We start from the raw sequence: 14,685 nt of genomic DNA on the forward strand, positions 1-14,685 counted from the left end.
TTTTACAAGGTACTATGCAATATACAGTACTGATTTGAAAACTACAATAGCTATTTGATGAGTGGCAAAGCCTTGTACGCATGCGCGAATGAACGCCCACCACGCATTACGCGACTTTTTTCAACGCAATCGTAAAAGTACTCCCCGCCCCTAGCTCGCTTTCGACGGTGAGTGTGCCTTCCTGGGCCTCCATGAATTCGCGGCTGATGGCCAGGCCGAGGCCGGTGCCTTCTTTGGTGGAGCCCGGCACGCGGAAGTAGCGGTCGAAGATCTTGTCTTTGTACTCCTGGGAAATACCCTGGCCATTGTCGGCAACGGCGATGCGCACGGTGTCGGCATATTCTTCGAGTACAATGCGGATGCTGGAATGGTCGTACGAATAGCGGATCGCGTTGGAAACCAGGTTGGTAAGCACCCAGGCGGTCTTCTCCGAGTCGGCCAGCACATTGGATTTGATACCGTTATCTTCTATTTGCAGGCTGATATCGCGGCTTTCGGCCTGGGTCTCATTGGCCGCAATGGCATATTGCACGATCTCGCGCGGTGAGGTACCGGCGATGTTGAGCTGGATTTTACCGCTTTCCACCTGGGTAATGTTCAGCAGTTCGCCGGTGATCTTCAAAAGGCGGTCGGCGTCTTCGCGGATGCTGTCGAGCAGGCTGCGTTGTTCGTCGTTGGTATTGCCTACCCGTTCGTTGCGAAGGAGATCGAGGGTTATTTTAATGGAAGAAATAGGCGTTTTGAGCTCGTGGGAGACGTTGGCTATGAAATTGGTTTTGGCAAAATCCAGCTCTTTGTAAGGCGTCACATTCCGCAGGATAATCACATGGCCGATCGAGCGGGGCTGCTGCTCGCCGGTGGGCACGATGGAAATATCAACGTATTCCTTTTCAAAATAGCTCTCCTTGTCGTCAGCGTAAATTTTCATGGCAGTACTCTGCCCGTTTGCTTTGGCCTTCGGGTCGGCAATGTCCTTTACCAGCGAACGGACGAGGTCATTGTGCAATGCCACCTCCGCCGCGTCGCGACCGACGAGTTCGGTAGCCTGCAAACCGGTAACTCTTCTGGCTACTTCGTTGGCGAATATCACTTTCCGGTTTTCATCCAGGCCAATTACCGGGTCATGCATATTGTCGATCAGCGTTTCTACCCGCTTTTTTTCGATCATCAGCTTCGCCAGGTTGCTGCTGTTGTATTCTTCCAGCTTCTCGGCCATCGTGTTGAACGACTGTGCCAGCTGCCCGTACTCGTCGCGGCTGCCGAAATGTACGCGTTCGGTGTAGTTCTCATTGGCTATCTGGCGGATACTTTCGGTGAGCTCGCGGATAGGGTTGGCGATGTTGCCCGGCAGGTTTACGAACAGTGTGAATGCGATAATGAAGCATAATGTGCCCGTAATACCGATCCAAACCATCGAACTCTTGGCCGTCTGGCTCGCGATGTGGCTTTTACGGTTGATCGCGTCAAGGTTAATGCTCATAATTTCGAGCGCATCGTTCCGGATCAGCGCCGCTGTTTCCCGGTCGCGGACATTCGTTTTCAGCTTTTCAAAATGCCCCGCCAGCTGTGCCGTGAGCTCCTTTTCCCCGATTTCGGTAATGTTCTTCTGCTGTGCTTCGAGGTTCTTTTTGAACACGTCCAATGCACCGGCATGCACTTCCAGCTCGTCGAGCGCGCGGAGCATTTGCCGGGTATATTCGAGGGAATTATGGTTGGCAATGAGGATATTGCGCGAATCGGCCGACAGCAGGCTTACCTGCCTGATTCCCACCACGGCCAGCACCGTGATCATGGCGAAAAGCAGGCCTATACCGAGCCTCAGTTTGGTTTTGATCTTCATTTCAGGAAAGTATTACGAGGTCAATGTCGGAAGAAGACATTTTATTTAAAAGCCCGTTGAACACATTCGTGGCCAAAATGACTTTGAAGAGGTTCAAATGCGGCTTCCCGATGCATATCGTGGTGATCTTGTTCTTTTCGGCCACCTCCACGATCGTTTTGGCGATGCTGCCGCTCTCCATTTTGATCACGTTCCCGCCCAGCTCGGTCGCCAGCTTGAAATTGTTGATCAAATGCCGCTGTTTGGCCAGCCCAATGCGGCTCGCCGACTCGCCGGGCGTCTGCACATACAGCAAAAACCAGCTGCTATGATAGTAGTTGGCCAGCCGCGCGGTTTTGCGGATCACATTGCGGGCCGTCTTTTCATTACTACTAATGCATGCCAGAAAACGCTCGTGTTTGAGCGCCATACCCGGCTGTATTTCGCTTTCGACCTTCCGTTCCACCTGGGAAGCCACTTCTTTCAGGGCCAGTTCGCGGAGTTGGAGAATGTGCTGTGGCTTGAAAAAGTTCTGTAATGCGGCCTGGATCTTTTCTTCCCGGTAAATTTTGCCTTCTTTCAAACGGGTAATGAGCTCGTCGGCGGTAAGGTCGATGTTCACCACTTCGTCGGCCAGGCCCAGCACTTTGTCGGGAATGCGCTCGGCCACTTCCACGCCCGTAATCTCGCGCACTTCCTGATTCAGGCTTTCGATATGTTGGATATTCACCGCCGAAATCACGTTGATCCCCGCTTCGAGAATATCCAGCACATCCTGCCAGCGTTTGGCATTTTTACTGCCTTCGATATTAGAATGCGCCAGCTCGTCCACGATCACCACTTCCGGCCGGAGGGTAATCACCGCCTGCACATCGAACTCTTCCAGCTCTTTCCCTTTGTAAAACAACTTGCGCCGCGGGATAACCGGCAGCCCTTCGAGCAATTCGTGCGTTTCCTTCCGGTTATGCGTTTCGATATACCCGATCTTCACGTCGATGCCTGTACGCAGGAGCGCGTGGGCTTCCTGCAACATCCGGTAGGTCTTGCCCACCCCGGCGCTCATACCGATGTATATCTTGAATTTGCCTCTCCTCGACTTTTTGATCAGTTCGAGAAAATGTTCGGCGCTGGTTTCCATGGAGTTGAGGGTTTATAGTTTAGGGTTTATGAGTTTAAAGTTCAGGATTTAGAGCGGTACGCCGCTGCGGCCCAGGGTTTGGGTTGAAGGTTAAGGGTTCGGGATGGTCCGCTGCTGCGGTTCTTGGAGTTTAACGTTGAGTAATAAATGCTAGCAGCCGCTGTCGTTGAGCTGTTTCAAATGAATTTTGTATAAAACATCAGGAACAATGTCCGCAGGCAGTGGCGATGGAATGTTTCTTGATCTGGTCCAGACATTGGCATACACAAATACATTCTCGATCAGCAGCTTCACCATCGCGTCGCCTTCCCGGTAGACTTTTTCCGCAAGGCCGAAACAGCATCTCGCCGCGCGGAAGTGCCTGTGTTCCATCGTGTTTTTCGTGCAAGCCGACAGGTAATGGATTGATGAATGGATAGAATTGAAAGTATGCGCTGATACCGCCGCGCAATCCGCTCCGGCCAAGACAGGAAGTTCATTTCTAAGCAGGTTGATGATTTGTAACTGGGTAAACATGGCTGTACAGGGTTAAAACCGGCAGGATTGGCTACCTGCCCGGCTTGTGTCTAGTTCAAAGCGAAGGTCAGGGCGGTAGTCAAATAGGTTTTGTTTTTGGACAAATCGGCGCCCTTGTCATTGAAAATTGCATCACGGCTGCTAAGGTTACGCGCCTCGATCCGCCACATTACCTGCGGGGTGATCTGATAGTCGAAGTTCAGCGACGTTCCGAAAGTCTGAAAACCGTTATCCGTACCTGTGGCGATGATTACGCCATTTTTATCGTGATAATACTCCCCTCTCGCTGCGATATTGATTTTCGGGGAAGGCGAAAAGCGCAGGATCGTGACCGGCACATACACCGTGTTGTAAGCGCTGCTACCCTTCGCTTTCTGCTCACTGCCAATGTCGAAGCCGGCCGTGAGACCCCATTTATCCGAGAATTGGAATACCCCGTAAATGTTGTGGTAGTACCGCATTTGCCGTGTGCTGTCCGGCTTGTCGCTGCCGATGAATGTGCTGTAATTCAATGTTACCGCGGCGTTTGGCTTGTAAGTAACCTGCGTCCCGAATGCGGGCGTCGTGTTACCATCTACCCGCTGAATACGCTGCCAGCCATTGAGGTAGGTCGCCGCGAGGTACCATTTTGCGTTTTCAGTGGTGTATCCCAGTTTTAAACCGGTTTCAAAATAGGGCGTATTTTCTGCCACCAGGCTGCGCGTCAATGCCCAGTTATCCTTCCCGATCGCGCTCTCGAAACCGATATGGGAAGGCATAATGCCCGCATCGAGCCAGAGGTTATGGTTTTTGGAAATCTTTATCCCGGCATTTGCTTCGAACACGTTTTTCAGTACGCCGGGCTCGGCGGCGTAGTTTGCATTCATATAAGTACCGGCTGCCAATGCAAGGTTCGCACGCACGCGGTCGCCTGAGTAGCTGCCTTTGAGGAATGCCAGGTTCAGGTTCACCTCACCGGTCCGGTTGTGGTTGTAAATGAAACCGGGCATCGTGTGGTTGTCACTTTTGTGGAATTCCTGCAAATAGTACGACTCCACGTAAGCGCTTACCGCGAAAGGCGACGTATTACCGTCAGCCGGCGCGACAGCAGTTTGCGTTGAATCCTGGGCATTGGAGTGAGAAACGGAGGCAATGGCAAGCGCACTTAAAATCAAAGTTTTCATAAAAAAGGTAATCTGTTCAATCATAGCCGCGCGGTAAGAAGAAACCCCGCCCGTTGCGACGGCACTGGAAACGGGCGGCGCTTTTGAGGTTATTTCAATTGATCGAGCGCCAGGTTCAGTTTCAGCACATTGATCTTCGCCGGACCGAACAACCCTAGCAATGGCTTGCTAATATGCTCTTTCACAATCTGCTGCAATTTTTGAACAGGCACATTACGAACCTTCGCGATACGATCGACCTGCACTAATGCTGCTTTTTCGGAAATATCGGGATCGAGGCCGCTGCCGCTCGCTGTCACGAGCTCTACGGGAATGTCGGCCTTTTGTACACCCAGGTTATGCACCAGAAAAGTATCGATCCGCGCTTGCACCACGCCCAGGTACTCCTCGTTGGAAGGTCCTTTGTTGCTACCACCGCTACCCGCCGCATTGTAACCCACCGCCGACGGCCGCGAGTTGAAGTACTTGTCATCCGTAAACGACTGCCCGATATTGGCATAATACCGTTTACCATTTTGCTCGATAACCTCGCCTTTGCCATGGTTAGGAAAGAGCTGAGCCGCGCCCAGAACCGCCAGCGTATACACGCCCGAGAAGAATATCAGCGTCACGATCGTCAACCGGATCGCTGGGAGAATGTGTTGTTTCATGGTATTTATATTTTTATTTTTGAGAAAAAAGAAATGGTATGGATGCTGTCCTAAGAATTCAATCTTCGGAATTCACAGATGAATTGATCGAGAAAATCAAGGCGCTGATTCGTGGGAAAGAAAACTCTGAAATCACGATTAGCATTAATGACCATTCATCCAAAGGCATCCTTCGCGAGGAAACCCGTGAAGAATATTTTGCCCGGTTAGAGAAAGCCATGGACGATCTCGAAAAAGGCAACGTGGTGACTTTTAGCGGAGATTCTTTTGAACTTTTCAGCAAACACCTGACGAAAGAGGAATGAAAAATACGGTGTTCGATCCCACTGCGTTCGAAGACCTTGCCCGATGGGCCAAAATTGAACCCAAATTGGTAAGAAAGGTTTTCGAACTTATTGCCGATATTCACAAGCATCCATTCGACGGGCTCGGAAAACCCGAAGGATTGAAACACCAGTTCAAAGGATATTGGAGCCGCAGGATAACTGATGAACACCGTTTGATATACAAAGTCCTTGCTTCCGGCGAAATTTTCGTGCTGAGCGTTCATGGCCACTACGAACAATAAGCTACTCAAAACCAAACGCTAACCAGCAAATCAATCGCCTTGATCCCTACAAAAGGCACCAGTACCCCACCCAATCCGTAAATCAGCAAGTTCCGTCTCAACAATGCGCTGGCGCCGATAGGCTTGTATGCGACGCCTTTCAATGCCAGCGGAATAAGCAGCGGGATGATGACGGCGTTGAAGATGATCGCCGAAAGAATTGCGCTTTCCGGCGTGTGGAGGCGCATGATGTTGAGGCCTTGCAGGGCCGGGATGGATGCGATGAACAACGCAGGCACGATGGCGAAGTATTTGGCGACGTCGTTGGCGATACTGAATGTCGTGAGCGTGCCGCGGGTCATAAGCAATTGCTTGCCGATTTCGACGATTTCGATCAGTTTGGTCGGGTCGTTGTCCAGGTCTACCATGTTACCGGCTTCCTTGGCGGCTTGTGTACCGGAGTTCATGGCCACGCCCACGTCTGCCTGTGCGAGGGCCGGTGCATCGTTGGTACCGTCGCCCATCATGGCTACTAGTTTGCCTTTTTGCTGCTCGGCTTTGATATAATTCATTTTATCTTCCGGCTTGGCTTCGGCGATGTAGTCGTCCACACCCGCCTTTTCGGCGATAAACTTGGCTGTCAGCGGGTTGTCGCCGGTTACCATCACGGTTTTGACACCCATTTTCCGCAGCCTTTCGAAACGTTCCTGAATGCCGGGTTTGATAATATCCTGCAACTCGATCACACCGATCACCACCTCATTTTCAGCTACTACCAGCGGTGTTCCGCCATTGCTGGAAATGTCCCTCACCTTCTCCGCGATGTCCATCGGGAATGCGTTGCCCGCTTTTTCGCTCAGCTTGCGGATCGCGTCGGACGCGCCCTTGCGGATGCGGGTATCGAGGAAGTTTACACCTGAGCTTCTCGTTTCGGCGGTGAACTCGATAAAGGTCGGGTTTTCGACGCGGAGCTGGTCGGAGTGCAGGTCGGCGAGCTCGATAATAGACTTACCCTCAGGCGTTTCGTCGGCGATGGAGCTCAATGCGGCTGCTTTGATGAAATAGCTTTTATCGACGCCCCTGGTTGGCCAGAAATTGGTCGCCTTGCGGTTACCGATCGTGATGGTACCAGTTTTATCGAGCAGCAATGTGTCGATATCCCCCGCCGTTTCCACGGCCTTACCACTTTTGGTAATCACATTCGCACGCAATGCGCGGTCCATACCGGCGATACCGATGGCTGAAAGCAGCCCGCCAATGGTAGTCGGGATGAGGCAGACGAACAGGGAAATGAATGCGGCAATGGTAATGGGCGTGTTCGCAAAATCACCAAATGGCTTCAACGTGATACACACGATGATGAAGACGAGCGTAAAACCGGCCAGCAGGATCGTCAATGCGATTTCGTTAGGCGTTTTCTGGCGGCTGGCACCTTCCACGAGTGCGATCATTTTATCGAGAAAACTTTCGCCCGGTTCGGTGGTGACTTTCACCTTAATCCGATCGGAAAGGACTTTGGTACCGCCTGTGACGCTGCTTTTATCGCCACCCGCCTCGCGGATCACGGGAGCGGATTCGCCGGTAATGGCACTTTCATCGATGGTAGCAAGTCCTTCGATGATCTCGCCATCGGTAGGGATTATGTCGCCGGTTTCGCAGAGGAAGATATGGCCTTTTCGCAGCTGCGACGACGGCACGATTTTCACTTCATTCACATACATTTCGCCCACGGCCTGGATCCACTTCGCAGGCGTTTCTTCGCGGGTTTTACGCAAGCTGTTGGCCTGCGCTTTGCCGCGCGCCTCGGCAATGGCTTCGGCGAAGTTGGCAAACAAGAGCGTAAGCAAAAGAATCAGGAAAATCACCAGGTTGTAAACCATACTGCCCTGCGATTTTTCCCCTGCTATTACCCAGATATTCACGATCAGCATCACAAACGTACCGATCCAGACGGTGAACATCACAGGGTTACGGAACATGATCCGGGGATTGAGCTTCACAAAGGATTGTGCCAGCGCCTCCCGTACGAGGTCTCCCTGAAAGAGGGATGTATTTTGAGCTTTCATTTCTGATAATCAGTTAATTATTGCATTGAAAAGTATTCGGCAATCGGCCCGAGGGTCAATGCGGGGAAGAAGGATAATGCGGTGATGATCACGATCACTGCGAACACCATGATACCGAATGTACCGGTGTCGGTTTGGAGGGTTCCGGCGCTTTCCGGAACGTGCTTTTTGGATGCAAGAATGCCTGCAATGGCCACCGGACCGATGATCGGGATAAACCGTGAAAGGATGAGCACGATACCGCAGCTGATGTTCCACCACGGCGTATTGTCGCCGAGCCCCTCGAAACCGCTACCATTATTGGCTGCCGAGGAGGTGTATTCGTACAGCATTTCGCTGAAACCGTGGAAACCAGGGTTGTTCAATGTGCCTGCGGTAAGTTCGGGCATCGATACGCCCAATGCGGTGGCGGCCAGAATCAGCAGCGGGTGCAGCAAAGCGACGATCATGGCGATTTTCATCTCCCGCGCTTCGATTTTTTTACCCATAAATTCCGGCGTACGACCCACCATTAACCCGCTGATAAACACGGCGAGAATGATGAAAATGTAAAAGTTGAGAATCCCCGCGCCCGCACCGCCATAGAATGCGTTGGTCATCATGGAAAGCATTTGGGTCAGTCCGGAGACGGGCATGAAGCTGTCGTGCATGGAGTTGATCGAGCCGGTGGAGATAACGGTGGTGGCTATACTCCAAAAGGCAGAAGCCGTCGTACCGAACCTCGTCTCCTTGCCTTCCATTGCGCCGGACGACATATCGACACCCATTTGCGCGATTTTCGGGTTGCCGTGCAGCTCGGTGATAATCGTAGGGACGGTCAGCAGCAAAAAGCCGAGCGTCATCACACCGAAGATCATCCACGACAGCCTTCTTCTTTTGACATAATAACCCAATGCAAAGATCATGGCGATCGGAATGATCATCTGGCCGAACATTTCGGTCATGTTGGTCGCATAGGTGGGGTTTTCCAATGGGTGGGCCGAGTTGGCGCCGAAGAAACCACCGCCGTTGGTACCCACGTGCTTGATAGGTACGAATGCCGCTACCGGGCCAGTCGAAATCTGCACCGTATCGCCCTGCATGGTGTACATCGTGTCCTTACCGTTGAATGTCATCGGTGTACCGTTGGCTAGCAGGATCAGCGCAATCGCAAACGAAACGGGCAGCAGGATGCGGGTGCAGGATTTTACGAACAGATCGTAAAAGTTGCCCAGCTTATCGGTAGTACGCTCTTTAATGGCGATAATCACGACAGCGGCGGCGGCCATACCGGTACCCGCGGTGACGAATTGCAGGAACATCAGAAACAGCTGCCCGAGGTAGCTCATCCCGCTTTCGCCGGAGTAATGTTGCAAGTTACAGTTGACGACGAAAGAAATGGTAGTATTAAATGCCAGATCAGGCGATTGCGACGGGTTGCCATCGGGGTTAAGCGGGAGCCAGCCCTGGTTCATCAATACGAACATGCCGAGGAAAAACCAGACCATATTGATCGTCAGCAATGCAAACAAATGCTGCTTCCAGTTCATTTCGACACTCGGGCGGATGCCGCTCAAACGGTAAAACCCTTTTTCCAAAGGGCCAAAAACAGGGTCGAGGAGCGTTTTTTCTCCTCCATATCCTTTCGCAATGTACTTGCCGAACGGTACCGCCAATGCGACCGTGGCGACGAACAATGCGACTATGCCAAATAATTCAGTGTTCATTGGATTGGGTGTTTTAGAATTTTTCAGGCTTCACGAGCACATAGCACATGTACATGAAGACCAGGATCGAGACGATGAATAGCGCAAGCATGATTTCAGATCTTTTCGAAATAGTGAACGGTTTTGTAGAAGAGCGCGAAGCTTAATGCGCCGGCTGCCAGAAGAAGGAATGTTGTCATTGTTTTCAAATTTTTATTATAAACTCAATCTAGCATATAGCAACTCTTGTTCCGTCGACTTAAGTCGACGGCAAGGGGTTGCTATTCAGATAGATGCATTGCTTTTTGTTTTTTGGACATAAAAAAAGCTTATCATTTTGATAAGCTTTTTTATCGGAATGGAAGTGTTGGTACGAGGTGTGGATTATGCCCGGTGCAATGCGTGTGATGCAGCGGGATGCCCTTTATAATTTGTACTCTTCGATTTTGCGGTAGAGGGTCGCGATGCCGATTTCCAATAAGCGTGCGGCTTCGGCTTTGTTGCCGTTCGTGTAGTTGAGGACTTTTTGCAAATGCAGCTTTTCCGAACTGGCCAGGCTGAATGCCGACAAGTTCTTGCCGCCTTCCTGCCTTGGATGCTGCATTTCGAAGGGCAGGCTTTCGATGTTCAGCGCGGGGCCGTCGGTGAGGATTACACTGCGCTCGATCACGTTTTTGAGCTCGCGGATGTTGCCGTTCCAGGGATTTTTTTCCAATGCATTGATAAAATCGGGCGATAGCGCGGTAATCTTTTTGTTGGTTTTCAATGCAAACTGTGTCGCGAAACTGCTCGCTAGCGCGCCTATGTCCGCCGTGCGCTCGCGTAATGCGGGTAGCGTGATCTGGAAAACCGAAAGCCGGTAAAACAGGTCGCTCCGGAATTCTCCGGTGGCTATTTGTTTGGGTAAATCCCGGTGCGTAGCGGCGATTACGCGCACATTTACTTTGGTAGGGTGCGTTTCCCCTATTTTGATAAATTCCCCCGATTCGAGCACGCGCAGCAGCTTGGCCTGCAACTCGGGCGCGAGCTCGCCTATTTCGTCGAGGAAAATGGTACCATTGTTCGCTTCTTCGAAAAGGCCCTTTTTATCGCGCACGGCGCCTGTGAATGCCCCCGCCTTGTGCCCGAACATTTCGCTTTCGAGCAAATCTTTTCCAAATGCGGAGCAATTGATGGCCACAAACGACTTCTTGGCCCTGTTACTCGCCTGGTGAATGGATTGCGCAAATACCTCCTTACCCGTACCGGTTTCGCCTAGCAGCAGCACGGTCGTGTCCGTAGGCGCCACGCGTCGCGCGAGATCGATGCAGGCCAGCAGGTTTTTAGATTTACCAATAATCGCGTCAAACGACCGCTTTTCGCCCAGCTGCTTTTCCAGGCTTACCACCCGGCGGTTCAGCTCGGTCTTATCGATAGCCTTGTACAAAAGCGGAATGATCTTATTGTTATCATCCCCCTTGGTAATGTAGTCAAACGCGCCGTTTTTGATCGCCTGAACCCCGTCGGGAATGTTACCGTAGGCGGTCAGCAGGATCACTTCCAGCATTGGATACTTCTCCTTCAATGCCTTCGAAAACTCCACGCCATTGCCGTCAGGCAGCTTCACATCGCAAAGCACCACATCGATTTCCGATTGGTCCAGCTTTTTCCAGGCCGTCTTAATATCACCAGCTTCGACCACTTCAAAGCCTTCCAGTTTGATCACGCGGGCCATCAGGCCACGCAGCTTTTCCTCGTCGTCGACGATTAGTATCGTTGTCATATGTTGGTAACGGCCCCGGGTTGAAACCCGGGGTTAAAATAAAGTTTGTGATGCAAAATACCTGCCCAAAGCCACCATACCCGACCATCGATTTGCCCCGGACTTAAGTCTGGGGACCATAGAAAAAGTTAGAGATAATGATTGGGATGCAGGCAGTAGGACCAATAATCATAAATCACCCGGATCCTCGCTTTGAGATCCTCGAAGCTATTTTCCTTTTTAAAAAATCCCTGTATCGTCGAATCGTACGCGGTTTCGATTACCAGCGGGTTATCGGCGGTACTCAGAAACACGAACGGGATCGATTTCCTCCTTAGGTACTCGTTCTTGTCGATGCGCTCGCGGAGTTCCAGGCCGTTCATCACGGGCATGTTGATGTCGCAGATGATCAGGAACGGCTGGTCGCGTGTGGTTTCCAGGTACAGCAGGGCTTCCACACCGTTGTTGAAAAACAAAAGCTCATTGGTTATGTCAAGCTCCTCAACTACGCTTTTGATTAAAAACTGATCGTCGGCGTCGTCTTCGATCGAAATAATGGGTCCTCTGATTGACATTGCCCCCGGGGATTAATGACTGGATTCTGGTTACAAATAACGCAATAAATGATTCCAATACCAATCGGCTCCCGATTGCGTCAAAATCCGTTTCGCGTAGTTTTCCATCCGTCCCGCGTAGGCGCCGGCAACAAACCTGCCGTTAGTTTTGCCTCAGAATCCAAATCAGCCATGAAAACAATTCAAACCATGAAAAAACAATTTCTAACACTGTTAACACTTGCCGCACTATCCACAAACTGCACCGACCACGGCGACCCGGTGACCACCACCAACTACCACCTCGACGAAACCTCCGTGGCCGAATGGAAGGGTTTCCTCCAAACAGGCTACTTTAACGAAGGTTCGATCGAGGTGGAAAGTAACAGTTTCGTGATCGAGAGCGGGAAAGTGAAAAGCGGGACCTTCACGCTTCCGCTCGCATCGATCGTCAATTTCAACCTGCCTACCGACGAGTTGAAACACCAGCTCATACACCACTTGCAAAGCGCCGATTTCTTCAATATGGCGCTTCATCCGATCGTCACCTTTGAAATCATGAGCGTAGCCCCCTACTCGGGAACCGGCGCAGGGGTGATTTCAGGGGCCAATTATGAAGTGACAGGACATTTAACACTGTTAGGTAAAAGTAATCCGGTCACATTTCCGGCGCGGATCGACATCAACGGTGATTCATTCAAATTGGAGGCCGTCACCACATTCGACCGCACGTTGTGGGGCATGAATTACGCCACAGAACCCGGCCTGCCGGACGACGCGTCCATCAAGCCGGGTATCGAGGTGCATTTGAAGCTCTCGGGCAACAAAATTTAGTGAAGGGTTCATAGGTGGAAATAGGTTGAATGTTCAGGAAATGTCATTCCTGCATTCAACCTTTCCTTTTTTAGAGGAACATCCCGCCCGAAACTTCGATACGCTGACCGGTAATCCAGCGCGCATCATCCGAACACAGGAACGCTACCACACCGCCGATGTCGTTCGGCTCGCCCACGCGGCCCAGTGCGGTGACGCTGCTGATGAAGTCGGTCAGGCCGGGATGGTTATCGAACGAGTCGCTGTTGAAGTCGGTGTAGATCGCGCCGGGCGCCAATGCATTCACGGTGATGCCCCGGCCGCCGAGTTCTTTGGCCATGTAGCGCGTGAGCGTGTCGATCGCGCCTTTCATGGATGCGTAAGCTGCGTAGCCGGGTGACGAGAAGCGTGCGAGGCCCGTGGAGAGATTCACAATGCGTCCGCCGTCCGCGAGCAGCGGCAATGCTTTTTGAGAGAGGAAATAAACGCCTTTGAAATGCACATTCAGGAGGTCGTCGAAATCCTGCTCGGGGGTTTCCGCAAATGCCGAATGCCGGCTGATACCTGCATTATTCACTAGAAAATCGAAAGAAGTGCGGTTCCATTTGTCTTTCAGAATAGCCGAAAGTTGAGCAAAGAAACCGTCGAAGGCCTTCATATTTGCAGTATCCAACTGGATCGCGACTGACTTTTGCCCCAGGGCTTCGATCGCGGCAACCACCTCATTCGCTTCCTGTTCTTTGCTCCGGTACACGACAATCACGTCGTTTCCTTTTTCTGCCAGGCGCATCGCCATATTTTTTCCCAAACCACGGCTGCCGCCGGTAATCAATGCTATTTTACTTACTGATTCCATCTTTTTTGTTGTTTAAAATTGATGGAACAAAGGTACCGGGCGCTAGCTGGCAGGATTTGCGGGTTTCAAATCAAAACTTACGAAATTCAAATCTAAGCCCTGAATGCCCGCGGACTGAGCGCCGTATGCTTCTTGAAGAGGTTATTGAAATGTGAAGCTTCCTCGAAACCGAGGCTGTAAGCGATCTCGGACACATTCCAGTCGGTATGCTTCAAAAGGATCTTGGATTCCTTGACAATGCGCTCGGTAATGAGCTCGGTGGTGGTCTTTCCCGTAATTTCTTTCAAAACCTTGTTCAGGTAATTGACGTGGATCGAAAGCTGGTCGGCATAATCCTTCGCCGAGCGCAGATTCAGCTTCTGGTGCGGCGGCTCGACGGGAAACTGCCGTTCGAGCAGCTCGATAAACAATGCAGAAACCCGTTTGTAAGCATTGGTTTCAGTAAAAAGCGAGGTCGCCGGCTGCAACTTCTGTCCGAAATGAATAAGCTCGATCACATAATTCCGCAGCAGATCATACTTATAAGCATAATCCGACTCGATTTCCCGGAACATCTTTCTGAAAATGTATTTGATATCCTCGATCTGCTCGTCCGTCAGGAAGAAGATCGGGTTACCGCCCGGCTTAAAAACCGGCAATTCGCGTAACCGCACGCCGCTGTTGTCCTGCGTAAGGAAATCTTCGGAGAAAATGCAGAAGAAACCCGCCTGGTTCTCATCCTGCGGCACGTAGTTGTAGGGAATCAGCGGCGTTGCAAAAAGCAATGCATTATTCGGTATATCAATCACTTTGTCCGCATACTCCGCCCGGTTCCGCCCGATAATCAGGCTGATTTTATAGTAAGCGCGCCGGTTGTAGGGCATTACGCGGTTCTTGGCGGCCAGCCGGTACAGCTCGTCCGTCCTGAAAATATTGAAATGCCCCACCTCCTTCTTCACCGGCTCCGGTATCAGCATGGAAGTATCCTTATAAAACTGTTCGATCGTCGCAGATTTCGCCATGGAGTAAAGTTACGAAAATCAAATTTAGGGAAGAAGGAAGAAAGGAGGAAAGGGAAGATGGAGGAAAGGGAGGATGGAGAAAAAAGAAAAATGGCGCGAAGGTTTCCTTCGTGACTAAATATTCGTAGGCCTCTGG

Annotated in this window: 14 protein-coding genes; 3 read left to right on the forward strand and 11 right to left on the reverse strand. The window is 51.3% G+C overall.

Annotated elements, in window-relative coordinates; genetic code table 11:
- Positions 1–106 precede the first annotated feature (106 nt).
- The 5 genes from BLQ88_RS34370 to BLQ88_RS34390 form a co-directional block, all read right to left on the reverse strand.
- The gene (locus BLQ88_RS34370; RefSeq protein WP_090157554.1) at positions 107–1,840 is read right to left on the reverse strand and encodes an ATP-binding protein; all 1,734 of its coding nucleotides are present in this window, start codon (positions 1,838–1,840) and stop codon (positions 107–109) included.
- 1 nt (position 1,841) lies between these two features.
- Positions 1,842–2,957, reverse strand: coding sequence for a universal stress protein (locus tag BLQ88_RS34375; RefSeq protein ID WP_090157555.1), 1,116 nt, complete (start codon positions 2,955–2,957; stop codon positions 1,842–1,844).
- A 150-nt stretch (positions 2,958–3,107) separates the two neighbouring features.
- Positions 3,108–3,473: a DUF7674 family protein gene (locus BLQ88_RS34380; protein WP_090157556.1), complete on the reverse strand. Its 366-nt coding sequence runs from the start codon at positions 3,471–3,473 to the stop codon at positions 3,108–3,110.
- Positions 3,474–3,523: 50 nt separating this feature from the next.
- A complete protein-coding gene (locus BLQ88_RS34385) occupies positions 3,524–4,636 on the reverse strand; it encodes a porin (RefSeq protein ID WP_090157585.1) in 1,113 nt (370 codons plus the stop codon).
- Between the two features lie 89 nt (positions 4,637–4,725).
- Positions 4,726–5,286 carry a K(+)-transporting ATPase subunit C gene (locus BLQ88_RS34390; RefSeq protein ID WP_090157557.1) on the reverse strand — a complete coding sequence of 187 codons (561 nt, stop codon included), beginning with the start codon at positions 5,284–5,286 and terminating at the stop codon, positions 4,726–4,728.
- A gap of 38 nt (positions 5,287–5,324) precedes the next feature.
- On the opposite strand from BLQ88_RS34390, the gene BLQ88_RS34395 reads away from it, so the two are divergent.
- Both BLQ88_RS34395 and BLQ88_RS34400 read left to right on the forward strand, forming a co-directional pair.
- Complete coding sequence (locus BLQ88_RS34395) at positions 5,325–5,591, forward strand: hypothetical protein (RefSeq protein WP_090157558.1); 267 nt, start codon at positions 5,325–5,327, stop codon at positions 5,589–5,591.
- Entirely contained in the window at positions 5,588–5,854 is a 267-nt protein-coding gene (locus BLQ88_RS34400) for a Txe/YoeB family addiction module toxin (RefSeq protein ID WP_090157559.1), read from the forward strand. Before BLQ88_RS34395 ends, BLQ88_RS34400 begins: the two co-directional genes overlap by 4 nt.
- A gap of 5 nt (positions 5,855–5,859) precedes the next feature.
- On the opposite strand, the gene kdpB is transcribed toward BLQ88_RS34400, so the two are convergent.
- The 4 genes from kdpB to BLQ88_RS34420 form a co-directional block, all read right to left on the reverse strand.
- Entirely contained in the window at positions 5,860–7,899 is a 2,040-nt protein-coding gene (gene kdpB, locus BLQ88_RS34405) for a potassium-transporting ATPase subunit KdpB (RefSeq protein ID WP_090157560.1), read from the reverse strand.
- A gap of 17 nt (positions 7,900–7,916) precedes the next feature.
- Entirely contained in the window at positions 7,917–9,605 is a 1,689-nt protein-coding gene (kdpA, locus tag BLQ88_RS34410; RefSeq protein ID WP_090157561.1) for a potassium-transporting ATPase subunit KdpA, read from the reverse strand.
- Between the two features lie 403 nt (positions 9,606–10,008).
- The gene (locus BLQ88_RS34415; RefSeq protein WP_090157562.1) at positions 10,009–11,346 is read right to left on the reverse strand and encodes a sigma-54-dependent transcriptional regulator; all 1,338 of its coding nucleotides are present in this window, start codon (positions 11,344–11,346) and stop codon (positions 10,009–10,011) included.
- A gap of 128 nt (positions 11,347–11,474) precedes the next feature.
- On the reverse strand, positions 11,475–11,900 hold the full coding sequence (locus tag BLQ88_RS34420) for a response regulator (RefSeq protein WP_090157563.1): 426 nt from the start codon (positions 11,898–11,900) through the stop codon (positions 11,475–11,477).
- 189 nt (positions 11,901–12,089) lie between these two features.
- On the opposite strand from BLQ88_RS34420, the gene BLQ88_RS34425 reads away from it, so the two are divergent.
- Positions 12,090–12,713: a YceI family protein gene (locus BLQ88_RS34425; protein ID WP_229212981.1), complete on the forward strand. Its 624-nt coding sequence runs from the start codon at positions 12,090–12,092 to the stop codon at positions 12,711–12,713.
- A gap of 70 nt (positions 12,714–12,783) precedes the next feature.
- On the opposite strand, the gene BLQ88_RS34430 is transcribed toward BLQ88_RS34425, so the two are convergent.
- Both BLQ88_RS34430 and BLQ88_RS34435 read right to left on the reverse strand, forming a co-directional pair.
- Positions 12,784–13,548, reverse strand: a complete 765-nt coding sequence (locus BLQ88_RS34430; protein WP_090157565.1) for an SDR family NAD(P)-dependent oxidoreductase — start codon at positions 13,546–13,548, stop codon at positions 12,784–12,786.
- Between the two features lie 92 nt (positions 13,549–13,640).
- Entirely contained in the window at positions 13,641–14,549 is a 909-nt protein-coding gene (locus BLQ88_RS34435) for a helix-turn-helix domain-containing protein (RefSeq protein WP_090157566.1), read from the reverse strand.
- Positions 14,550–14,685: the final 136 nt, after the last annotated feature.

Source organism: Dyadobacter soli, assembly GCF_900101885.1.
Taxonomy (GTDB): Bacteria; Bacteroidota; Bacteroidia; order Cytophagales; family Spirosomataceae; genus Dyadobacter; species Dyadobacter soli.

Bases quoted from the DNA above. Each gene is read 5' to 3' on its own strand.
- BLQ88_RS34370 (WP_090157554.1), bottom strand. From the start codon at position 1,840: ATGAAGATCAAAACCAAACTGAGGCTCGGTATAGGCCTGCTTTTCGCC.
- BLQ88_RS34375 (WP_090157555.1), bottom strand. From the start codon at position 2,957: ATGGAAACCAGCGCCGAACATTTTCTCGAACTGATCAAAAAGTCGAGG.
- BLQ88_RS34380 (WP_090157556.1), bottom strand. From the start codon at position 3,473: ATGTTTACCCAGTTACAAATCATCAACCTGCTTAGAAATGAACTTCCT.
- BLQ88_RS34385 (WP_090157585.1), bottom strand. From the start codon at position 4,636: ATGAAAACTTTGATTTTAAGTGCGCTTGCCATTGCCTCCGTTTCTCAC.
- BLQ88_RS34390 (WP_090157557.1), bottom strand. From the start codon at position 5,286: ATGAAACAACACATTCTCCCAGCGATCCGGTTGACGATCGTGACGCTG.
- BLQ88_RS34395 (WP_090157558.1), top strand. From the start codon at position 5,325: ATGGATGCTGTCCTAAGAATTCAATCTTCGGAATTCACAGATGAATTG.
- BLQ88_RS34400 (WP_090157559.1), top strand. From the start codon at position 5,588: ATGAAAAATACGGTGTTCGATCCCACTGCGTTCGAAGACCTTGCCCGA.
- kdpB (WP_090157560.1), bottom strand. From the start codon at position 7,899: ATGAAAGCTCAAAATACATCCCTCTTTCAGGGAGACCTCGTACGGGAG.
- kdpA (WP_090157561.1), bottom strand. From the start codon at position 9,605: ATGAACACTGAATTATTTGGCATAGTCGCATTGTTCGTCGCCACGGTC.
- BLQ88_RS34415 (WP_090157562.1), bottom strand. From the start codon at position 11,346: ATGACAACGATACTAATCGTCGACGACGAGGAAAAGCTGCGTGGCCTG.
- BLQ88_RS34420 (WP_090157563.1), bottom strand. From the start codon at position 11,900: ATGTCAATCAGAGGACCCATTATTTCGATCGAAGACGACGCCGACGAT.
- BLQ88_RS34425 (WP_229212981.1), top strand. From the start codon at position 12,090: ATGAAAAAACAATTTCTAACACTGTTAACACTTGCCGCACTATCCACA.
- BLQ88_RS34430 (WP_090157565.1), bottom strand. From the start codon at position 13,548: ATGGAATCAGTAAGTAAAATAGCATTGATTACCGGCGGCAGCCGTGGT.
- BLQ88_RS34435 (WP_090157566.1), bottom strand. From the start codon at position 14,549: ATGGCGAAATCTGCGACGATCGAACAGTTTTATAAGGATACTTCCATG.